The 23,671-nt window shown below is 38.4% G+C and carries 17 protein-coding genes; 6 read left to right on the top strand and 11 right to left on the bottom strand.

The features are described 5' to 3' along the window. Window positions 1-14 precede the first annotated feature (14 nt). The 9 genes from CQ022_RS15125 to CQ022_RS15085 all read right to left on the bottom strand — a co-directional run bounded on the left by CQ022_RS15125 (window position 15) and on the right by CQ022_RS15085 (window position 16,895). Window positions 15-2,423 carry an endo-beta-N-acetylglucosaminidase H gene (locus CQ022_RS15125; RefSeq protein WP_105683166.1) on the bottom strand — a complete coding sequence of 803 codons (2,409 nt, stop codon included), beginning with the start codon at window positions 2,421-2,423 and terminating at the stop codon, window positions 15-17. A 57-nt stretch (window positions 2,424-2,480) separates the two neighbouring features. Further along, complete coding sequence (locus CQ022_RS15120; RefSeq protein WP_105683165.1) at window positions 2,481-4,634, bottom strand: endo-beta-N-acetylglucosaminidase H; 2,154 nt, start codon at window positions 4,632-4,634, stop codon at window positions 2,481-2,483. A 109-nt stretch (window positions 4,635-4,743) separates the two neighbouring features. Then, the gene (locus tag CQ022_RS15115; RefSeq protein ID WP_105683164.1) at window positions 4,744-6,171 is read right to left on the bottom strand and encodes a glycoside hydrolase family 125 protein; all 1,428 of its coding nucleotides are present in this window, start codon (window positions 6,169-6,171) and stop codon (window positions 4,744-4,746) included. A gap of 32 nt (window positions 6,172-6,203) precedes the next feature. Further along, the gene (locus CQ022_RS15110) at window positions 6,204-8,435 is read right to left on the bottom strand and encodes a GH92 family glycosyl hydrolase (RefSeq protein WP_105683414.1); all 2,232 of its coding nucleotides are present in this window, start codon (window positions 8,433-8,435) and stop codon (window positions 6,204-6,206) included. A 116-nt stretch (window positions 8,436-8,551) separates the two neighbouring features. After that, on the bottom strand, window positions 8,552-9,523 hold the full coding sequence (locus tag CQ022_RS15105) for a glycoside hydrolase family 130 protein (RefSeq protein ID WP_105683163.1): 972 nt from the start codon (window positions 9,521-9,523) through the stop codon (window positions 8,552-8,554). 32 nt (window positions 9,524-9,555) lie between these two features. Then, window positions 9,556-10,854 carry an MFS transporter gene (locus tag CQ022_RS15100; RefSeq protein ID WP_105683162.1) on the bottom strand — a complete coding sequence of 433 codons (1,299 nt, stop codon included), beginning with the start codon at window positions 10,852-10,854 and terminating at the stop codon, window positions 9,556-9,558. A 172-nt stretch (window positions 10,855-11,026) separates the two neighbouring features. Next, window positions 11,027-12,652 (bottom strand): SusD/RagB family nutrient-binding outer membrane lipoprotein, encoded by a 1,626-nt coding sequence (locus CQ022_RS15095; protein WP_105683161.1) that lies wholly within the window; start codon window positions 12,650-12,652, stop codon window positions 11,027-11,029. Window positions 12,653-12,669: 17 nt separating this feature from the next. Then, on the bottom strand, window positions 12,670-15,630 hold the full coding sequence (locus tag CQ022_RS15090) for a SusC/RagA family TonB-linked outer membrane protein (protein WP_105683160.1): 2,961 nt from the start codon (window positions 15,628-15,630) through the stop codon (window positions 12,670-12,672). Window positions 15,631-16,016: 386 nt separating this feature from the next. Next, complete coding sequence (locus tag CQ022_RS15085) at window positions 16,017-16,895, bottom strand: AraC family transcriptional regulator (protein WP_105683159.1); 879 nt, start codon at window positions 16,893-16,895, stop codon at window positions 16,017-16,019. A 200-nt stretch (window positions 16,896-17,095) separates the two neighbouring features. On the opposite strand from CQ022_RS15085, the gene CQ022_RS15080 reads away from it, so the two are divergent. The 6 genes from CQ022_RS15080 to fabF all read left to right on the top strand — a co-directional run bounded on the left by CQ022_RS15080 (window position 17,096) and on the right by fabF (window position 22,208). Then, window positions 17,096-17,962, top strand: a complete 867-nt coding sequence (locus CQ022_RS15080) for a helix-turn-helix domain-containing protein (RefSeq protein WP_105683158.1) — start codon at window positions 17,096-17,098, stop codon at window positions 17,960-17,962. 88 nt (window positions 17,963-18,050) lie between these two features. Continuing rightward, the gene (locus CQ022_RS15075) at window positions 18,051-18,470 is read left to right on the top strand and encodes an OsmC family protein (RefSeq protein WP_002982623.1); all 420 of its coding nucleotides are present in this window, start codon (window positions 18,051-18,053) and stop codon (window positions 18,468-18,470) included. Between the two features lie 172 nt (window positions 18,471-18,642). Continuing rightward, window positions 18,643-19,248: a TetR/AcrR family transcriptional regulator gene (locus CQ022_RS15070; protein ID WP_105683157.1), complete on the top strand. Its 606-nt coding sequence runs from the start codon at window positions 18,643-18,645 to the stop codon at window positions 19,246-19,248. 10 nt (window positions 19,249-19,258) lie between these two features. Then, window positions 19,259-20,527, top strand: coding sequence for an acetyl-CoA C-acetyltransferase (locus CQ022_RS15065; RefSeq protein ID WP_105683413.1), 1,269 nt, complete (start codon window positions 19,259-19,261; stop codon window positions 20,525-20,527). 11 nt (window positions 20,528-20,538) lie between these two features. Further along, a complete protein-coding gene (locus CQ022_RS15060) occupies window positions 20,539-20,964 on the top strand; it encodes a PaaI family thioesterase (protein WP_105683156.1) in 426 nt (141 codons plus the stop codon). Window positions 20,965-20,966: 2 nt separating this feature from the next. Further along, a complete protein-coding gene (gene fabF / locus CQ022_RS15055) occupies window positions 20,967-22,208 on the top strand; it encodes a beta-ketoacyl-ACP synthase II (protein WP_105683155.1) in 1,242 nt (413 codons plus the stop codon). 72 nt (window positions 22,209-22,280) lie between these two features. On the opposite strand, the gene CQ022_RS15050 is transcribed toward fabF, so the two are convergent. Further along, window positions 22,281-22,712 (bottom strand): hypothetical protein, encoded by a 432-nt coding sequence (locus tag CQ022_RS15050; RefSeq protein ID WP_105683154.1) that lies wholly within the window; start codon window positions 22,710-22,712, stop codon window positions 22,281-22,283. A 110-nt stretch (window positions 22,713-22,822) separates the two neighbouring features. Continuing rightward, window positions 22,823-23,578 carry a murein L,D-transpeptidase catalytic domain family protein gene (locus CQ022_RS15045; RefSeq protein WP_105683153.1) on the bottom strand — a complete coding sequence of 252 codons (756 nt, stop codon included), beginning with the start codon at window positions 23,576-23,578 and terminating at the stop codon, window positions 22,823-22,825. Window positions 23,579-23,671 lie beyond the last annotated feature (93 nt).

Here is a 23,671-nt window from a genome sequence, read left to right as displayed (position 1 = left end):
CATTATCTGAATTTTTACTTCACGATAATTTTACCAGTTGATAATACTTTATTGTTTGAGGATGTAATCTTGTAAATATAAGTACCACTGATTAAATCCTGTGTATTCACTGCATTATTATTTTGATTAATACTCTGTTTTTTGAATAATTTTCCTGATGCGTCATACAATGCCACTTCAGTTGCCGAATTATCACTAATAGCAAAATGAATGTCATTTCCTCTTTTAACCGGATTCGGATAAGCGGCGTTGTTCTCTTTTACAGATTCAATATCTTTCACGGCAAGAGATGAAGCACAGGCAACATCTGTTCTCCAGTTCGCATCTGTCATATTGATCAGGGTCGCAAAATGGGTATTTGTTGTAGCATCTAATGCGCCTAAACCACTTCCTTCATCCATTTTCCAATTGGCTTCAAGACCTGTGGAGTTGGCAGGAACATTACAGCTGTTGCTCAGAATTTCCTGTGGTGTTAATGCTTTTTTCCAAACTCTGAATTCATCCAGGAAGCCGTTGATTGTACGGGAATTGTCATAATTTCTTCCCAGATAAAGGATTCCGTTTGCGGTAAAGTTACCCGTTACTGCAAAGCTGGCATCAAGGTTACCATTGACATAAATTTTCATTGCTGCCCCATCATAAGTGGCTGCTATATGATACCATGTATTGGTATTGAATGCCGTATTCGTGTTAAGCTTCACCTGTGATGAACCGAAGCTCAGGATAAACTGAAGTTTGTTATTTGCCAGGTTTCCATCACCGAATCTAAGCATTGCCGAGTTATTATCTCCTACTTCCACTCCCATTACTGATGAAATATAAGGGAATCCTGTTTTGAAAGCATTTACTTTTACCCACCCTTCAAATGTCATGGCGTTTCCGCTCAGGTTAAATTGTCCTGCATTCAGATAGTGAGTACTTCCATTAAAGGAAAGTGACCTCGCTCCCGGACTTGTAACAGGGGCAAAACCGCTGTTGAATGATCCTTCTCCTGAATAGGTACTTGTAGTTCCTCCGGCACACCCTGCCTGTACTTTCCACACATAGCTTGTATTTGGGGTAAGATTTTGAAGTGCGTAAGAATTGGTTGTAATATTCGGAATTTCAGACCATGTTGTAGCTGCTGCTGTTTTGTATTGTAATGTATATGAAGTTGCATTTCCTGCATCCCATGATAGCTGAGCAGTATTACCAAGGAAACTTCCGGAAGTTAATCCTGATGGCGTAGTGCAGCCACTTCCGGAGTTAAACCTTGGTGCAAAAATATAAGTACTTGTTAATGTCGGTGAGCAGTTGGATTGTATTCTCCAATCGTAATTTGTATTCAGGGTAAGGTTATTGATGACAATATTATTTCCTGAATAATTATTAGCCACGTTTGTCCATACTGTAGAGTTGGCCGGTTTGTAGTCAATGTTATAAGACTGGGAAGCGTTGGAAGTCCAGTTCAGTTTTGCTGAAGTTCCTGTTACATTGGAAACATCAAGTCCCAATGGCGGATCACAGGTTTGTCCCTGAGACCATGAATATAATTGACCGCTTAAGAGCGTATTTTCGTTGTAAAGAATATTGGAACCTGTACTCAAATAGCTGGCTACATTGGTTCCTCCCAGGTCATACCACATGAATACACCATATTGGTCATTCTTTGTACTGGTTGCTAAGTTTGCCAGTGTAGTTGCTGACGTAGAACTTGGATTCGAATTTTGGATCCATGTTGCAGCAGCAGAAATTTTAGATTTATCAAGAGGCGGAACAACAGGTGCATTGTATGTACTATACATCGCATTCCATGTATAATTGATATAATTTCCTGCTAAATCTCCATTATAAGTTTGTCTTGTCGTAGCAGGACCGTAATAATAGAATGTAATCAGTTTATCCGGCATTGCAGCTTTCAATTCCTGCAAAAGCATTACGAAAGAACTGTTGTTTGGCTGCCCTGTTCCGTTATTTCCGTACCCTGCATATTCATCATCCAGATCTACTCCGTCTAAGCCATAAGTATAAACGGTATGAGCCACCTGCAAAGCGAAATCTTTTGCTGCTTCACGGTTAGGAAAATTAGAAATTCCTGCTCCCTGGTGATTTCCTAAAAGATCAAGCAATACTTTTATCCCTTTTTGCTGTAAAGGTTTTACATAGGTATTGACATCATTAAGGACTTTGGTAACATTGTTATTGTTTGAGATATAAGCACGGTTTTTGGAAACATCATAGTTGATATTCGCTGCAAAAATAATAGCCACATCAAAAAGCTGTCTGTTTGTATTCTGCAAAGTATAGGAACCTGCGTTCAGCGGATTATTGTTATTTACTTCCACATAGCAGACACCTAAAGGATCAAGCTGCTGTGCTTTGAGTAATGAGGCCGACTGAAGCATTAAGGCCATCAGGGGAATAAAAAAGGATTTTTTTCTCATAGTATATCAATTTTGTAGTAGAAAAGTCATTGGGCTTCGGCCCAATGACTGAGGTTATTATTTTACAATTAGTTTTTCGGATTGTTTTAAGCTTCCATCATGAGATTCAAACTGAAGGATATAGTTTCCTGCAGAAATTCTGCTCAATTCGTATTGATTGTCTCCTGAGTTCAGGGATTTTGTGTCTACAATTCTTCCGTTAAAATCATAAACCGTTAATTTTCCTTTGCTGTATTCATCAGGAACAGAGACTGTAAGTGATGAAGATTTGCTTACCGGATTAGGATATAATTTTATTTGATTTTTAACGCTTATCTGCCCTGCATTTATTGCCTTTTGATTGGTACCCGTTCTTGCCAAGAGAGAACTTCCTGTTGTACATGGTAGATCTGTTCCCCAATTAGAAGCATCAACACCTGTTAATGTTAAAGTCACTCCGTTTCCGGAAATATCCTGAACCGTAGAACCGCTGCCTTCGTTAAATTTCCAGTAGGCAGCCAGTGAAGTAGCCGGAACTGTTACATTACACATATTCTGACTGATTTCTGTCTGGCTCAATGCACGTTTCCAAACTCTTACCTCATCTACTTTACCATTAAAATTTCTGGAAGTGTTATATAAATATCCAACGTTGAACGCTCCGTTTGAATTCACGCTTCCGGTCTGTGCTTTAGTTGCATCCAGAACTCCGTTGATATACAATTTCATATTGCTACCGTCATAAGTAGCTGCCACGTGATACCAGGTATTGGCATTCAGAGCAGTTGCAGAAGCCAGTTTTTGTTGTACATTATTAATACTTACGACAAACTGCAGTTTATTATTTGCCAGACCTGCATCTCCTAATCTTAAGAATGCAGAATTGCTGTCACTTATCTCCGTTCCCATGATCGAAGAAATATATGGAGATGCTGATTTGAACGATGAAGGCTTGATCCATCCTTCAAAAGATAATGCAGAACCGCTTAGATTCATACTTCCCGCAGCTCCTGATTCCGTGCTTCCATCCAGAGACAGAGCGTAAGAACCTGTAGGCGTTGTTCCTGAAGAGCTTGTAAATCTTGGAGCAAACATATAAGCGCTTTTCACACTGCAGTTCGTTCTGATTCTCCAGTCATATTCGGTATTGGCTGTTAATCCGGAAACAGTTACGGAAGTGGAACTTGTTGCTGACACCGCATTCGTCCAGGTTGTTGAAGATGCTGGTTTATAATCAATATCATAAGTATTGGCTCCTACGGCTGACCAGTTTAGTTTTGCGCTTGTTCCTGTAAGATTGCTTGTATACAACCCGATAGGTGCATCACAATTGGTTCCTTGTGTCCATGATTGTAAAGGAGTGCTTAAAACAGTCTGCTCTCCGTATAATGTCTGAGTTCCTGCTGAAAGCTGTGTTGCTTCATTGGTTCCGTGCAAATCATACCACATAAATACTCCATAGCCTCCATTTTTAGTCTGGGTAGCCAGGCTGGTGGTTGTAGAATTGGAAGTATTTCCCATCCATACCGCCGCAGGAGAAATTTGCGCTTTGGTAAGAGGTGGTACATTTGGAGCTGAGAATGTTCCGTACATCGCATTCCAGCTGTAGTTGACATTGTCTCCTACTCTGGCTCCGTTCCAGGAAAGCCTTGAAGCTGCAGGTCCATAATAATAGAATGAAATAATTTTATTCGGTAATAAGGCTCTGAGCTCCTGAACCAACATTACAAAAGAGCTGTCATTAGGCTGCCCAGTTCCGTTATTTCCATATTCTGAATATTCATCATCAAAATCAATCCCATCAAGACCGTAAGTATTCACTGTATTGGCAAGCTGTAATGCAAAGTCTTTTGCCGCCTCACGGGTAGGAAAATTACAGATTCCGGCACCCTGGTGATTTCCCAAAATCGTCAACACTACTTTCATTCCTTTTTGCTGGAGTGGTTTTATGTAGGTATCTGCATTGGTAAGAACTTTCGTAACGTTGTTATTGGAATACAAATAAGCTCTTCCACGGCTGGTATCATAATTAATGTTAGCCGCAAAAATATTGACCACATTGAACAGGTAGCTGTTCGATGTCTGCAGTTTGTACGATCCTGCATTCAGGATGTTGTTGTTATTCACTTCCACATAGCATATTCCTGTAGGACTAAGCTGTTGGGCGTTAATCAGAGAACCTGACTGAAGCATCATGGCAATCAGTGCGGTAAAGATGGATTTTTTTTTCATTGTATAATTTTTTTAAGGTGTTTTGGTGTCTGAATTTTATATAGCATTCCCCTGACTCCTTCTTTTTGGGGAAGGAATCTCAGATGAATACACCATATAAAAGGGAGGGCTATGTCAGTAGCTCAGGGTTTTCGTTAAAGGTTTTCCATAACAGTTCTCCAAACAAGGTATTTGCCCATGCAAACCATTCTCTGGTGAACTTTTTGGCATCGTCTTTATGGAAGGATTCATGCATAAAGCCTGTTCCTCCGTGCGTTTTCTGTAAGGTATCTATACACCATCTGATCTCACTTTTGTCTTTAGTAGTGAGTGCCTTCATTATGATACTCATTGGCCAGATCATGTCAAGTCCGATATGTGGACCTCCTATTCCCTCTGCCAGCTTACCTTTGAAGAAGAACGGATTGTTTTCTGACCACACAAATTTTCTTGTATTCAAATAAACAGGGTCATCAGCTTTCACCGCATCCAGATAAGGCAGTCCCAGCAAGCTTGGGCAGTTCGCATCATCCATCAGGTTGTAACTTCCGAAGCCATTCACTTCAAAAGCGTATATTTTTCCAAATTCAGGATGATTGTAAATTCCGTATTTTTTGATGGCTGCATCTACCTCATCAGCAAGACTGTTCAGTTGTTGAGCCAACGTTTTTTCATTTTTAATCTGAGAAACCATTTCCGCAGCCTGACGTAAGCTTACCACAGCAAATAAGTTGGAAGGAATCAGGAATCCATAAATGGTAGCATCATCACTTGGACGGAACATAGAGCTGATCAATCCTACAGGTTTTGTCGGATAACCATATCCTCCCATCGGTACCCCATCTGTTGCCCAGGCTGTTGTACGCTCGAATTTGTAAGGTCCAAGATCATGTTTTCTCTGCTGTTCTGTAAAGGTCTGCAGGGTAAGTTTAATTCCTTTCAGCCAGTTGGCATCAAAAGGTTTTGTATCTCCTGTTGTTTTCCAGAAGTGGTAGGCCAGACGGATTGGATAGCAAAGCGAGTCAATTTCCCATTTTCTTTCATGGGTTCCCGGCTTCATATCGGTATGGTCGTATTCTTTCCATTTGCTGATCTTCTGATCATCGTTGTAGAAAGCATTCGCGTAAGGATCTTTCAGGATGAATGTGGTCTGCTTGTGGATTACTCCTGAGATCAGTTTGTGCAGTTTTTCATCTTTTTTCGAAAACTGCAGATAAGGGAAAACCTGTGCAGAACTGTCACGAAGCCACATGGCATCGATATCTCCTGTGATTACGTATGTATCAGGCGTTCCGTTGGTTTCATTATAGAAAACAGTAGTATCTAATGTATTGGGAAAGCTGTTTTCAAAAAGCCAGCTTAGCTCTTTGTTTTTCACTTTCTTTTTAAACGCTGCAATAGCATTTTCTACGGATTCGCTGGTAAAATGTCTTTTTTCTTTAGGAACACGGACAACAGGAAAATCGTCCAATACTAAATTTTTAGCAAAAACATTCTGAGTGAACAGCAATCCGGCTCCGGCCAGTGCACTTGTTTTAATAAAATTTCTCCTTTCCATTGATACTTTTGTTTCGTTTATTTTTATTAGTCTTATTTTACCGGTTTACTTCCCATTACAAATCTCAGCTCACCTCCGTTCATAATATCGCTGTGGTTAAGCTCCCAGCTTTTGTATTCTTTTCCGTTCAGGAACATTTTCTGTACATAGATATTCTTGTCAGATATTTTGTCTGCAATTACGGTGAACGTTTTTCCATTTTCTAATTTTAATGATGCTTTCGGGAATTGTGGTGCTCCGATGGCATAAACAGGTTTCCCCGGTGTCACAGGATAGAATCCTAATGATGAGAAAATATACCATGCTGACATTTGACCGCAATCTTCGTTATTGACAATTCCATCAGGTTTAGCGGCGTACATATTGTCGCGGATATATTTCACCATTTTCTGAGTCTTATAAGGACTTCCTGCATAATTGTACAGGTAGGGAACATGATGCCCCGGTTCATCCCCGAATCCTAGAGATCCGATGAATCCTGAGATATCTACATGCTGCTCTCCTTCCATATGAAGCGCTTCTGTAAAGGTTTTATCCAGCTTTTCTTCAAATCCTTTTTTCCCTCCATACAGATTCATCATTTCATCAATCTGGTGCGGTACAAAGAAATCATAGGCCCAGATATTTCCGGAAACCCAGTGTGGTTGCAATTTTTTCCAGTCGTTAAGAGTAAAATCTGCTAAGAACTTACCGTCTTTTTGTCTTGGCCAGAAGTGATTATTTTCTTTATTGAAAGTATTCAGGAAGTTCATAGAACGTTTTCTGTATACTTCAGCTTCGTCTTTTTTTCCTAATTTTTCTGCTAATTGAAGGATACACCAGTCGTCATATGCATATTCCAGCGTTGCTGAAACTGAAGCTCCATTTTCTGATGGTGTATATCCTAATTTGATATAGTCATTAAGTCCTCCGCCACCATCGCTGCTGCTCATTTTATCTGTTAAAGAAGCATCTTTCATCGCAGCAAATGCTTTTTCAGCATCAATCCCCGGAACTCCTTTTGAAATGGCATCCCAGATTACCGAAGCACTGTGATACCCCAACATACAGAAGTTATCATATCCGCAAAGCTCCCAGATCGGCATGTGGTCTTTACGATCCGTATATCTGCTGATTAAGGAATTGGCGAATTCTTTTGTATGTTTCTGATCCATAATGGTCAACAGCGGGTGAGTCGCTCTGAATCCGTCCCAATAGGAATAGGTACTGTAGTTGGTAAACCATTTGGTATTCATATTTTCCTGAGCGGCAACATAGTCTCCATTAACGTCCATGTAAAGGTTTGGGGCAATGAATGTATGATAAACTCCTGTGTAGAAAATTTTTCTCTGGCTGTCTGTCCCTCCTGTCACCTGGAATCTGCCAATAAGATCTCTCCATGTCTTTTGTGCAGTTTCTCTCGCTTTTGCGAAGTCTATATTTTGTGCTTCGGTATCGAAGTTTTCCTGTGCATTTTCTGTGCTCACCGGAGACAATGATACTTTTACTTCAATACTTTCCTGGTCTTCGGTTGAAAATCTTACGAATGCTTTGGCATCCTTAGCAAGGGCAATTTTTTCATCATTTTTGATTTTTCCGTCAGCATACACGCCATAAGACTTAAACGGTTTGGAAAACTCCATCACGAAGTAAGCAAATCGTTTACCTCCCCAGCCGTTGCTGTAACAGTATCCTTTGATTTTATTATTACCTTCTACACTTACTAACGTATGGTAGATGTTTCCGAAGATTTTATTAGTGGGATCAATAATGATATTGGCTTCACTACTCTTCGGGAAAGTATATTTATGAAATCCTACTCTTGGGGAAGCAGTAAGCTCTGCTTTAATTCCATAGCTGTCCAGCATTACGGAATAATACCCGGGAGAAGCAATTTCTTTATCGTGCGTGAATTTTGAACGGTAACCTGTTTCAGGATTCTCTTCCGTTCCCGGAACCATTTTTACCTGTCCTACGGTAGGCATTACCAGAATATCTCCAAGGTCTGCCCATCCTGTTCCGCTCAAATGGTTATGACTGAATCCCATGATCGTTTTACTGCTGTAGTGATATCCGGAACACCAGTCCCAGTCGCCACTTTTTGTATTCTGATCCGGGCTCAGCTGTATCATCCCGAATGGCGTGGTTGCCCCCGGAAATGTATGTCCATGCCCTCCTGTGCCTATGAAAGGATCTACCCAGGATAAAACATCATTCTTATTTTGCTGGGCATTAGCTACAGAAATCAGGGTGGTAAAAAAGCAGATTAGCAGTTCTTTTTTCATGATAAGAGAGGTATCGGAGATTTTTTTGTTTAAAAATAGGAAAACCATTATAAAATTCCCAGAAAATGGAAAAATTAAGATGATTAACCTATTTTCCTAAACTTTATATTACTTTATTAAATTGAATTCTTTTTCATAAAATCAATGATTTCTGAGATATATCCAAAGGCAATAGCCACTACGGTATCAGCAGCACCATAATATACTGTTACTTTGTCTCCTTCAGTCAATGCCGCACAAGGGAAAACCACATTCGGTACATCTCCTGTCAGTTCGTACACTTCAGCCGGAGCTAACAGATAAGGTTTCGTTCTGTACAATACTTTTGTAGGATCTTCAAGATCAAGCAAAGCTGCTCCCATTGAATATCTGAATCCTCTGCAGGTATTAATTACTCCATGATAGAAAAGCAGCCATCCTTCTTCTGTTTTGATAGGAACCGGCCCACCACCAATCTTTGTACACTGCCATGCACTGTCTTCAAAAGGGGTTACTTTCATCACACAACGGTGTTCTCCCCAGTACTTCATATCAGGGCTATAGCTGATATAAATGTCACCAAAAGGTGTATGTCCGTTATCACTAGGACGGCTCAACATGGCATACTTACCATTGATTTTTTCAGGGAACAACACTCCGTTTCTGTTGAAGGGAAGAAATGCATTTTCACACTGAAAAAATTCTTTAAAATCAAAAGTATATCCAATACCGATGGTAGGTCCATTGTATCCGTTGCACCAAGTAATCCAGTAACGGTCTTCTATAAAAGTGACACGGGGATCATATTTGTAATCGGATTCAATCATATCCGTATTTCCTGCCTGCATTTCAATAGGGTCATGATTAATATCCCAATTGATTCCGTCTTTACTGAAACCAGCAAAAATATTCATCTGTACTGCCTTGTTATCACAACGGAATACTCCTGCAAATCCATCCTCAAAAGGAATTACTGCACTGTTGAATATACTGTTAGATGTTGGTATCGCGTATCTGTTAATGATCGGGTTTTCGGAAAACCTCCACATGATATCATTGCAACCTTCCGGGCGATCCTGCCAAGGGATCATTACTGATTGAGCTGTCATAAAGTATTTTTACTTTTTATTTTTAATTATTATTAATTGATTTGTTGTTCTTTTTGATTTTCCGGATAAGGGAAAGGAACGAATAAAGTGGCTAAAAATGCAGGAATGGTAGCAATCAAGACCCAGATAAAGAACATTTTGTATCCTATCCAGTCACTGATCATCCCACTGAACATTCCGGGAATCATTACTCCAAGATTCATAATTCCTGTTGCAAATGCATAATGAGCGGTTTTATGTTTTCCTGGCGCAATCTGCTGCATCATGTAAAGCATCAATCCTACAAAACCAAATCCATAGCCAAAATATTCCACGACTACAGCAATTCCCACAGGCATTAGATCTGAAGGCTGGTAATGAGCCAGTAGTGCATATACTACAAAAGGAATATTAAATGCACAGCATAGCCATATCAAAGATTTTTTCAGTCCGCGGGCTGAGATAAAATATCCTGCCAATACAGATCCTAAGATAAATGCTGCAGAGCCGTAGGTTCCATAAATAAGTCCGATATCAGAAGTGGATAATCCTAATCCTCCTGATGTTCTTGGAGCTTTAAAAAATAAAGGAGCTATTTTGATCGCAAATCCTTCTGCAAAACGGTACAGAATGATGAAGAGGATACACCATAGAATTTTCTTTTTGGTAAAGAAAGAAGTAATCACTTCTAACAGTTCTGTACGAACATTCCCCGCTGTTTTCTCATCTTTCTTTTCTTCTTTGTTTTCTTTTGGCAGAATGAAATAGTGATAAATCGCTAATACAAAAAACAGTAATGCATAGATCACCATAATGATCATCCAGGCATGAGTAACTCCTTTTGTTTTTTCTAAAATACCTGCAAAATAAACTAATGCACCACTGCTGATAATCTTGGCAAGATTGTAAAAAGCACCCTGCCAGCCGATATATTTCGCCTGCTCTTTATTGGTAAGAAAACCAATATATGTTCCGTCTGCTACCACATCATGGGTAGCTCCACAAAATGCTATTACGGCAAAAAGCGCAATACTGTATTTGAAAAAGTCATGCATTGGAAGACTTAAAGCGACTAATGCAAACAGAATTCCTATAGCAAACTGAGTAGAAATAACAAAGAACTTTTTTGTTTTATAGATCTCCAAAAACGGACTCCAAAGGGGTTTTAAAGTCCAGGAGAATAGGATAAGAGCTGTCCAGAATGTAATCTGCGAATCCGAAACACCCATATCTTTATACATGATTCCTGAAACCGCATTAATGGTTACAAAGGGAACACCCATTGCAAAGTATAATGTGGAAATCCAAAGAATTGGCTGGATCCGGCGGGTTCCGGAGTTGTTTTTTCCCATATTTAAAAATAAGATTCTAAATAAAAGAGAACATCTCAAAAGTTCATTCAGACTAAAAACGAAACTATAATTTTTTTGGAGATTCTACTCTATTCTCCTGTCTTAATGAATGTATCAAATAAAAATCTGATATTGAGATGTCTCTTTATTGATGAGTGATTCTGAATATTTTTTATTTCTTATCCCACCATAGCTTGGTGCCTCCGGTATCAGGTCCGTTCAGCATTTGTGCAGCCTGCTGGTAATTATATAATGAAGTTTTGGTATCAATAGTGAAAGGAATTCTTCTGATCATTGCTTCCGTACTGATCGCTCCGCCGCTGTCATTTTTTCTTACCTTGAAAAGAATCGGGTAGCCTGTTCTTCTCTGCTCAGCCCATGCTTCCGGTCCGTTTGGATAAAGGGAAAGCCATTTTTGGGTAATAATTCTTTCTAATTTTCTTTCGTTGGTATCCCCGTTATTCCATGCAATAGTGATAGTACTTAGCTGAGAATTTCCTACAGCAACATTATTTTCTGCATTTTTTGGATCAACATAAGGAGCTTCTGTAGAAGTTGTATCAGCAAGATAAGCAGCGACATTAGCACTTTTCCCCCATTCCCCGAAAGACTGTTGAACTCCGGTAGTATAGTTGGTTTGAATATCTCCTGCTCCTGCGTATCCTCTCAAAGCAGCTTCCGCTTTCAGGAACCATGTTTCTGCAGCAGTGAATAATTTCATTTTCCCATCAGTTCCGGAAAAATAATCTCCGCTGGCAGATTTTGCCTGTGGTTGCGAGAATGCTCCGTAGGTAGATTTACCATTTAATAAATCAATTCCCTGACGTACTCCTATATATTTACCCTGAACATCAGCATCTTTTGCAGGAATTGCATATGCCGAAAGTCTCGGGTCATTATATCCGTTCATATAAGCCATCAAAGGTGCACCTATTAAACAGTCTCCCCATGAGTAAATGATGAAGCTCAATTCTGACTGTCCTACACTGATCAAAGCATTATCTGCATTGTCAGTAATTAATCCCGCAGGTGAAGCCAAAGCCTCTTCTGCATATTGTTTAGATTTTGCAGGATCAGCATAACTCATTCTCATGGCTAATCTCAGCTTTAGTGAATTGGCAAATTTTGCCCATTGAGCCATATTTCCTCCATACACTAAATCTGCACTTTTCAATGAGGTCTTATCTTCAACATTCTGTATCGCCGTCATTGCAATTACTTTCTGTAAATCTGTAATGGCTGCCGTAAGATCTGCAATAAAATAGTTGTAAGCCTCTTGTTGAGAATCAAAATCTGTAACTCCGTTAGGGTTAGGTTTTTCATATTTACTGTAAACTACAGGACCATGGCTGTCTGAAACTCTTGCCGCTGTAATAACTTTCAGAATTTTTTTCACAGCAAGGGTTCCCGTAAAATCTACACCCGGATAGTTTCCTTTGGCAGCATTATCGATAATGATTGAATAATTGAAAATATCCTGCTGTCTGGCAATAATTCTGTTATTCCATCCGTCCATCATAGAATAAGTAAGGTTATTTACTCCTCCGTTAAATGGTGTTGCGGTACTGAACATTCCACTGTACATATCTGCACTCAGGTTAGGATATAACTGATAATCTGCTTGCAGCCCTCTCTGGATAGATTTCATAGGGTTCACAACCGCGATAAAGTCAGCGTAAAAATTTTCAGGGCCTCCCAGCTTTTCCTGATTATATTGGTCAAAGTCATTAGTACATCCGGAAGCTGAAAACAGAACTGCAGCTCCAAATACCAATGTTTTAATAGTATTGATTTTCATTGTCGTAATTGTAAAAGTTAGAAGTTAGCTTTTAATGATAAACCTATAGATCTGGTAACTGGCAGACCGAATGAATCTACTCCCACTCCACCTGGTGTATTCCCTGATACCTGCTCAGGATCAAACGGTGCTTTCTTGTAGAAGAAAAATAAATTGGTTCCTACTAAACTTACCGTTGCATTTTTCAAATATTTTGAGTTGACATCAAACATATATGAAACAGATGCCTGACGTAAACGTATTGTTGTAGCACTATACAGATAGGCTTCATCAACTCCTTTTCCAAATCCTTCGGTTGTTCCTACTGCTTTATAATAATCTTTAGCATTAGTCAATCCAGTATAAGCCTGCCCTGCATTAGGAGTTCCCGGTGCATACACTGCATTTGGGATTGATACGCCTCCAGCATCTCTAGCATCAGCAGTGGTTTGACTTACTCCATATAAATCATTGGCTTTTTCTGTAAGTGACAATACTTTACCTCCGAATTTCCCATCAATAAGGAAAGATATTCCCAGTTTACCAATATTAAATGAGTTATTGAATCCCATAATAAACTTAGGGTTCGGGTTACCCAAATAAGAAGGTGTACTCTCTGCTAAAGGAACCCCTTTCTCATTCACAAGAACACGGCCCTGATCATCTCTTTTAAATTTGATTCCGTAAAGATCTCCAAAAGAACCTCCCAGTTTTAATCTTGTATAGTCACCACCTCCGGTTAGTGAAAAAGTCAGGTCTTTAGAAACATTGATGCTTGTTGGCAATAATTCAACGATCTTGTTTTTATTGGCCGATGCATTCAATGTAGCAGTCCATCCGAATTTTTCCGAATCAAAGATTTTATAAGATAATGAAGATTCAAAACCTGTATTTCGGATTTTTCCGGCATTAATATAATAGGATCCCGGAGCCAAACCTCCTAAATAAGAAGGAATTGTGGTTTCCAACAACTGGTTACTGGTATTTGAATTATAATAAGTAATATCAAAATTCAGTTTGTTATTCAACATTCTCAACTCAGTCCCTGCTTCAAACGTTTTATTAAGTTCCGGCTTTGGAAGCAATGCCTCAAAACCTGCCCCTGTAGCAAAAGAACTCTTAGGATATACAATCGTTCCTGCATCTACTCCATAAACATATCCTTTATTATATTCAACCATTGCATTGGTGATATTCGTAGGTAATCCCAAACCAACGGTTGCATAAGACCCTCTTACTTTCCAGAAATTAATAACTTCCGGAAGTTTGAAAACAGAAGATAATATAGCATTTGCTCCTACAGATTCATAATCAAATCCGGTTCTTCCTGTTAATGCTAAAGTAGAATCCCAGTCATTTCTGAAAGTCATGTCTACATAGAACATATTTTTGTACCCTACGGAAGCACTCGCAAAAACAGACTGTACCTGTTTTTTCATATTCGTATAGGTATTATGATATCCATCTCCCGGCGCTCTGTTTACATTCCACTGAAGGTTATTCAAGGTGAAAAGATTAGGATTTGCCAGATAAGCATTATCAATTTGTCCTATTTTATTTCTTGTCGTATTGATACTTCCTCCTACTGTAAAATCTAAAGAGATAGATTCACTTACTTTAGGGCTACCGATCAATAAAACATCACCATAAGTAGAAGAATTTTCATAGGTATTTTTAAGCATTCTACCATTAATACCATTAGCCAGTAAGCTTGGCGCTGAAAAAGCAGCAATATCACGCTGGCTGTCTGAAATATTCCAGCTGTAGTTTCCTCTCACTCTTGCAGTCAACCATGGATTAATCTGGTAAGACAATGAAAGGGCACCGTATGTATTTTTGTTACTCACCGTAACCGGGTTTCTGTTTAAAATCCAGTAAGGATTCTGGGTCACAGGATTTCCTTTGAAACTTCCATCCGGGTTTACTTCCCACCAGTTTTGAGCTGGCAAAAATCTTGTTTTATCCAAATAAGAATAATTATCGCCTCCGTATTGGTCAAAATCTACTCCTCTCGGTAACCAGTACAAACTTGTCAAAGGAGAAAAAGAAGCTCCCGGAGTCTGTCTGTTCTTACTTTCCTGTAATGATCCGATGAAATTGGCATCCAATGTCAGTTTATCATCCAAAAATTTACTTGAGTTTCTGAAAGAGACATTATACTGATCAAAATACGACATTGGAACCACTCCTTTATTGGTCGTATTTCCGATAGAGAAATAGTTTGTAGATTTTTCATTCCCTGACTGGAAAGAAAGACTGTTTACCCATGTAGTTCCTGTTTGCAGAAAATCTTTAAGATAATCCTTTGAAGATCCTTTTGCACCCCAGCTGTCTACCGCCTGACCTGGCTGCTGACCAGCAACAGATGGATCATAAGACAAATAACTGTGCTGTAGTTTTGGAAGGCTATACGCTCTGTCTACTGTAAGGCTGGAACTGTAAGTAATTGAACTTTTTCCTGCACGCCCTTTTTTAGTGGTAATCAAAATAGCTCCGTTACCTCCGGCAGAACCGTACAGTGCAGAAGCAGAAGCTCCTTTTAGGAAGTTGATGCTTTCAATATCATCCGGATTGATGGAGCTCAGTACATCTCCCGGATCCGGCATATTAGAATACTGCCCGATATCTGCTGACTTTCCTGTTCCGTTGATAATTGGAATACCATCAATTACATATAATGGCTGTGCATTGTTTACAGATTTATTCCCTCTCATGATCACCCTTACGGAGCTTCCTACACCATTGGTTCTGTTGATCTGTACGTTGGATACTTTTCCATTGATCGAATTTAATAGATTGGGAGTTTTCACTTCTGTAAGCTCATCTCCACCAATCTGCTGACTGGAATACGTCAAAGAGCGGGCCTGCCTTTTTATCCCCAAAGAGGTGACCACGACCTCCTCAATACTGGTTGTCTTCGTAGTGTCGGCCGCTTTTTTCTCCTGTGCATTCGCAGTAAGTGAAAAAACGAACAGAACGGGTATAACTGCTTTTCTCATAAGGTATAGATTCGTTAGATTTAATTGAGAATCAATGACATTGCTTTGTTATTCAATACAAAAAAAATTATTGTTTTTTCAGCAAAATTTTATCGTTTATGTATTAAATAATTTAAAGTTTTGTTAAGATTTAATTCACATTCACAAATCTAAATTTTGTAACCAGTCTGATATAATACTATTTTATCATAAAACGATATTATTTTTTCAGCAATTTTATTAAAAAGCAACTAAACGATTATATATCAATAAAATACACCACATTAAAATCAATAGAAAAAAGGGGATTTATCTTACATTTTATCCAAAAAAAATCGGATATAAATACCCGGTTTTGTGTTTTATTTTAAGCTGATGATACAGAAAAAGTAAGTTGTAAAAGAATATTATTCAATTTTTTTCACTCCTTTAAACTGTTCTTTAAATTCAGTGGGAGTTGTCTTTTTAATGGACTTAAATACCTTATTGAAGTTGGCAATATTATTAAATCCGGCTTCAAAAGCAATTTCAAAGACCGTAAGATTTTTTTCCATCAGCCAGCGTGCAGCATAGCTGATTCTTATCTCATTCAGATAATTAATAAAAGTCTTTCCGGTTCTTTTCTTAATAAACCTATTGAAAGTCACATTGCTCATATTCACCATGGAAGCCACTTTATCCAGCGTGATTTTATTTTCAAAATTTTTATGAACAAAATCGTGGATGATCTTCATTTTATCATTGTCAGCAAAAGTCTCCAGCTCAATACTATAAGACGATAAAAGTATTTTATTTTCAGCAACAGCCAGTTCATTGAGAATCTTCATAATTTCTATGAATGATTCAAAACTGTTCATCTTTGACAGATTGAGAAACGAATCTTTTAGTTTCTCAGCAGTTTCAGCTGAAAAAAGTATTCCTCTAATGGAATCTTTCATCAGATTATTGATAGGTTTAAGAATATTTTTCTCCATCAGCGATTGGTGAAAGAAATCCTGATTAAACTGTATCGTGATCTCGTGGGTTTTTCTGTTTTTGCATCTGTAATTAGCCCAGCAATGGGGTAAATTTGGCCCTACCAATACCAATTCTATATTTCCGATCTCTCCCGTATGATCTCCTACCATTCTGCGGTATCCTTTTCCTTTGTAGATAAAGTTGATTTCAATTTCCGGATGATAGTGATAGGGAAAGTCAAATGATGCTTTAATCCTGTCAAATACGAGAAAACTATCCTCAGGAGACAGTGGAGTTATTTCTCTCAGAATATTTTCTAATTCGCTCATACAGGCAGTTGTGAAAAAAGGGTTAATAATAAAGGGCGGGATACAAATCTTTGTAAAAATGATAAAATAATATCAATGTAAAAACATATTTCCTATTTATTTTATCCCAATTGTCTCTGTCAGGCATCAGAAATTTGGGTTTCAATAATTTAATAGAGTTCAAATCATGCTTTTTTGTATCTTTAAACTAAAGTTAAAGGATGCCGCAACAGCTTATTTTCGAAGACCACTATAAAAGACTCGGCCTGGAAGTATTTTCAGAAGAAAATCTGGAGAATTTCAATGGAAATCGATTCAGCACAGATATCAAAGTATTTTTTATTCCTTCAGGATATGAGCTTACGGTAGACTTTAATCATTACACGACAAAGAAACCCTCGTTATTTTTCCTAACCAATCAGCATCTAAATATTCTAAAAGGAAAAGACGAATCTATTCTTCTTTTCTACAACCGTGATTTCTATTGTATCCAGATTCATGACAAAGAAGTAGCTTGTGATGGGCTTCTCTTCCATAATGTATTCGAAATACCTTATGTAGAGCTTGAGGATTCAGAAACGATGCTTATAAAAGGACTGTTTCAAAATATCCAGGATGAACTGGAATGGAAAGATTCTTCTGCCGAGGAAATGATCAGAACCTATGTAAAACAGATCATCATCCGTGCAACCCGAAAATGGAAACAACAGAATTTAGACAATAACGCAGTCCGAATTCCGGGTACTGAGTTAGATGTTTTCAGAGATTTCAGCAGACATCTGGAAATTCATTTCAGAGAAAAACATAATGTGGCAGAGTATGCAGACCTGCTTCATATGGCTCCAAAAACATTAACCCATAAATTTAAAAGCTTAAATCTGGATTCTCCCAACCAGTTTATCATCAACAGAATCTTGTTAGAAGCAAAAAGATTATTATTCTACACAGATAAACCTGTTAAAGAAATTGCCTATACGCTTGGATATGAAGATCCGGCTTATTTTAACCGTCTTTTCACCAATAAAACGGGAAGCACTCCTGCAAATTTTAAAAAAAATTACTCTTCGGGAAAAAAGTACAATATTTAAGTCTTTTTATCTATTGAATATGCCTCATTGCAGACATACCTTTGTAACATCAAAATCAAACAATACTAAATACAAAAAAACAAACATTATGAGACGTAACGCAACAGCCGTTTGGAACGGTACCATCAAAGAAGGAAAAGGACATTTAACAACACAAAGTACAACTTTAAACCAGACTCAATATTCTTTCAACAGCCGTTTTGCGGATGGTGTAGGTACGAATCCTGAAGAATTACTGGCAGCAGCTCATGCAGGATGTTTCACCATGAAATTAGATGCTGAGCTTTCACAAGCCGGATACAATCCTGAAGAATTAAAAACAACTTCGGTCATCACTCTTGATCCCAATATTGGAAAGATTACAAAATCTGAGCTGACTTTGACCGCTAAAGTTCCAGGAATCTCTGAAGAAGAATTCCAGAAATTTGCTAAAATCGCTGAAGAAGGATGTCCTGTAAGTGCAGCATTCAACTTTGAGATTACATTGAATGCTACTTTGGAAAATTAAAAATCTTAATTTCAACATCAATAGGAACGGGCTTTAGCCCGTTTTTTATTTTAAAAACAAATCCATTGGCTTCAGCCAAAATGTAATCCGCCAATATCTGTATCATGTAAATCTTCAAACAAATATACCGAATGGTATATTTTTGTATATTTGCATATAATTAAGCATTTAAATGTCGAAGGCAGAAAAAACAAAACAGCATATCATCGAGAAAACAGCTACTCTTTTTAATACGAAGGGTTATATTTCCACATCATTATCCGACATTACTCAGGCAACCGGACTGACGAAAGGGAGTATCTATGGAAATTTTGAAAACAAAGATGAAGTCGCTATAGAGGTTTATAAATACAATGCAGGATTACTGGGCAAAACCCTTAGCCGTTCTTTTGGGGGTGAGTTCCCAACTTCTCTGGATAAGCTTCATGCTTTCGTAGATTTTTACCGGAAAAACTGGAAGTTTGTTTTCTCAAACGGAGGCTGTCCCATCATGAATGCAGCAACGGAAGCGGATGATTCTTTCCCTGCTTTAAAAAATCAGGTTAAAAAGTCCTTTGAACAATGGATGTCAAAAATTTCATCAGCTATTGTGGAAGGGCAAAAGAAAGGGGAAATTAACAGCAACGTAAATGCAGAACAATTCGCATCTCTATTCATCATGCTTATTGAAGGCGGAATTCTGCTTTCAAAAACGATGGGTGATCAAAGTTTTCTAAACAATGCTTTAGACAGAATCACCAGCATGATAGATCATGAACTCAATATTCTTCCATCATAAATTATACAATATGGAAACAAAAAAAGTGGCTATTGTAGGATATAACAGAATTCCTTTCGCCAGAATGAATACCGCTTATTCGGAGCAGGGTAATCAGAATCTCCTGCTTGCTTCTCTGAATGGATTAATAGACCGTTATCATCTTCAGGGGAAACGTCTCGGAGAAGTTGCCGGCGGAGCTGTTATTAAACACATCTCTGAAAGCAACCTCATCAGGGAAACAGTGATGAATACCACTCTTGATCCTGCAACTCCTGCCTGTGATCTTCAGCAGGCATGTGACACAGGTATTGAAGCAGCTATTTATATCGGAAATAAAATTGCATTGGGCCAGATAGAATCAGGGATTGCATGCGGTGTGGAAGCAATGAGCAACATCCCGTTTGAGTCTTCGCCAAGATTAAGAAAAGCGCTTTTAAAAGCCAATAAAGAAAAATCTGCCTTTGGGAAAATAAAACAGCTTTTAAGTCCGAAACTGAAAGACTGGATGCCTATTCCTTACAAAGGACAGGAGCCTAAAACAGGTCTGGTAATGGGTGAACACACAGAAATTACTGCCAAATACTACAATATTCCCAGAGAAGAACAGGATTTACTGGCTTTAAAAAGTCATCAGAATATGGCTAAAGCTTATGATGAAGGATTCTTTGATGATATGATTACTCCTGCATTTGGCTTAGATAAAGACAATAACCTAAGACGTGACAGCAGTATTGAAAAACTATCACAACTAAAACCCGCTTTTGATAAACAGAACGGAACGTTAACCGCAGGAAATTCTACCCCTTTTACAGACGGAGCTTCCGCAGTTTTGCTGGCCAGTGAAGAGTGGGCAAAAGCTAACAACCTCCCAATTTTAGCTTATATCAGCTTTTCGGAACTGGCAGGAATAGAATATGTTGAAAATAAACAGGATCTTCTTCTTGCTCCTGTTTTTGCCGCAGAGAGAATGCTTAAAAAAGCAGGGATGAATCTATCTGACTTTGATTATTATGAAATTCATGAAGCCTTTGCAGCACAGGTTTTAGCGACCATAAAAATCTGGGAAAATGAGGAACTTGCCAAAAAATTCGGACTGGAGAAAGCTCTTGGAAAGGTAGACAGAAGCAAATTGAATGTAAAAGGAGGAAGCCTTGCAGCGGCACATCCTTTTGCAGCCACAGGCGGAAGAATTATTGCAACCCTGGCAAAATTACTTAATGAAAAAGGCAGCGGAAAAGGATTCATATCCATCTGTGCAGCCCGCGGGCAGGGAGTAACCATGATTTTAGAAAAATAAAAATTGAAAGTATGGATAGATTAGCACAATTACAGCAATTCATTGGAAAAGAATTCGATCAGTCACCATCGCCTTTTATGAAATGGCTTAATCCCATCGTTCTTTCTGCAGATGAGGGACAACTGGCATTTCAGTATACGGTAAGAGCGGAATGGCTGAACCCCATAGGAAACCTTCATGGTGGAGTTACAGCCGCAATAGTAGACGACATCATTGGTGCCACCATGTTTTCTTTAAATGAAAATTCTTTCATCACCACCATAAATAATGTCATTGATTATTTTTCAACTGCAAAAGAAAATGATAATATTGTAGCCGAAACTAAAATCATTAAAAGAGGTAAGCAATTTGTCAATGCACAATGCGAAATATGGAATGCAGACAAAACACGCTTAATCGCAAGAGGAACCTCTAATTTATTCAAAATCAATAGCTAATTATGAAAAGAGTTGTCATTACAGGTCTGGGCGCAGTGACGCCTTTGGGAAATAATGTCGAAGAATTTTGGCAAAATAGTATCAACGGAGTGAGTGGAGCTAATAAAATCACCCTTTTTGATACAGAAAAATTTAAAGTACATTTCGCATGTGAGGTTAAGAACTTTGATCCAAAACTTCATTTAACACACAACGAAATCAAAAGAAGTGATTTATTTTCACAATATGCCATGTATTCCACTGCGGAAGCTCTAAAAGATTCTGGTCTTGAACTGGAAAATATGGATCCTTTCGATATTGGAGTAATCTGGGGAACCGGACAAGGTGGAATGTGGACTTTCGAAAGTGAAGTCATGAATTTTGCAGCCGGTGACGGAACTCCAAGATTCAATCCATTCTTTGTACCAAAATTCATTGCCAATATGGCATCGGGAATGATCTCTATGAAATATGGTCTGCAGGGAATCAATTATACCACTGTTTCTGCGTGTGCCACCGGAAATACGGCATTAATGGATGCCTTCAACTATATTCGTCTGGGAAAAGCTAAAGTAATCGTTAGCGGTGGATCTGAAGCGGCAATTTCTCCGGCTTCAATCGGAGGATTTTCCATTATGAAAGCAATGTCTACAAGAAATGATGATTTTGCTACTGCCAGCCGTCCTTATGATGCGGACAGAGATGGTTTTGTAATGGGTGAAGGTTCGGGAACATTAATTCTTGAAGAATACGAACACGCTAAAGCAAGAGGCGCAAAAATCTATGCAGAGTTAGTGGGAGCAGCCATGACAGCAGACGCTTATCACATGACAGCACCTCATCCGGATGGTGTGGGAGCTATCAAAGCAATGCAATTGGCACTCAATGAAGCAGGAATCAATGTGGATGATATTGATTATCTTAATCCGCATGCAACCTCTACTCCGCTTGGAGATTTGGTTGAGTTGAACGGAATTAATAAGTTATTTAAAGGAAGTAAAAACCTAGACATCAGTGCCACAAAATCCATGACAGGTCATTTATTGGGTGCTGCAGGAGCAGTAGAAGCCATCCTTTCCATTAAAGCCATTCAAAACGGAATTATTCCTCCTACAATCAATCTTCACCGTATTGATGAGAATATTCCTCAGGATATCAATATTGTATTTGGAGAAGCAAAGGAAAAAGATATTACCTATGCCTTAAGCAATGCTTTTGGATTCGGAGGCCATAACGCGACTTTAGTGTTCAAGAAATTCAGCTAATTTGAATTAAAATAATTGAGAATCCCTGTATGAAAACATACAGGGATTTTTATTCTATCTTATCTTTAGCTGTTACATAAAATCAGCATCAGGAATGAAAAAGTCACTCTCATTCTCTGAAATTGGGATATAAAGCCTCTCCCACTCTTTACTTTCCACCATATCCCAGCTGTGTCCGGCCCCTTTAAGATCTTCAGCCAAAAGGATGATTCCTGGTCTAATAATAAATGTAGCGCCGTCTGTTACTTTAAATCTTATATTCCCTCTGATCGTAATAACATATTGTCTTCTGGGCGCTGGATGATCACTTTTTTCCCATTCTTCCGTTTCATTACTCATCCAGAAAACCGTTGCATTGATAGGTTTAAGCGTGAGCATTTTACCTTTCTCAAAAGTGCATGATCCATCAGGATTATTAATCAGTCTTATAGCGGGAATAAATCCGACAGAAGTTTCCGGATCTACACTTATACTCTTATGATGGTCATGTGGTCCTTTTATCATGCTATGATACTTTAAGGCTAAAAAGTTGATATAAATTTAATTGTTATTTTCGAATTGCAGAACTTATTTAAAAGAAAAAGAGCAGTCAGATTTGACTGCTCTTTTTATCTTTACGCTTTCAACCATTCTGAGGAAGAAAGATAATTCTGATCCGGGTAATAGATGAACAGACAGTTTTTTCCTTTAATCGTATTGATTATAGATTGTGTCAGCTCTCTGGGAACAGCGGGGCATCCCCAACTTCTTCCGATTCTTTTGTGCATAGACGCGAATGCATCACTTACATAATCAGCACCGTGCAAAACAATTGCTCTTCTGTAGGCTGCATCATTAAATCCTTTATCCATTCCCAACAGTTTCAAAGAATATCCGTTGTCGCCCTGATAGGTTGCATCTGTGATATAAAATCCTAAGCTACTCTGTAACGAACTTTCCTTGTTAGAAAAATTCGTCGCAAATTCTTCGCCTGTATTTTTTCCGTGTGCTACCAATGAGTTAAACAGAACTTTTTTGTCTTCCAGATCAATGATCCAAAGTCTTTTTGTATTAGAAGACATAGAAAAATCGCAGATCGTTAATAAATGCGAGTCCTGGGTTAGCAATCCTGCTTTTTTTAAATTTTCATAACCAGTTAATGCTTTTGAGAACACTTCATAATTCAATTCATGTTCAGGGTCAAATGCGATAGATTGGTACAATGCTTCTGATGAAGACACCGCTGTAGTGCTCTTCTCAGATTTCGTTTCAGCTACTTTTTCAGTTTTCGTTGTTTTGACATTCTCACTTTTCGCCACCACTCTTGGGGAAATGTAGAATGAAGTCGTCACCATGTAAACAAGGCCTAATACGCTATAAAATCCTTTCATTCAATACTATATAAATCCAAATTAGTGAGGCAAAAGTATAAAAACATAATTACCAAGGGGTTATAACTCTAAAAAGTTTAACGCTATTTAAGA

The sequence above is a fragment of the Chryseobacterium culicis genome, assembly GCF_002979755.1.
Classification (GTDB): Bacteria; Bacteroidota; Bacteroidia; order Flavobacteriales; family Weeksellaceae; genus Chryseobacterium; species Chryseobacterium culicis_A.
The sequence above is the reverse complement of the archived record's forward strand: the minus strand, read 5'-3'. Positions and strand labels throughout refer to the sequence as shown.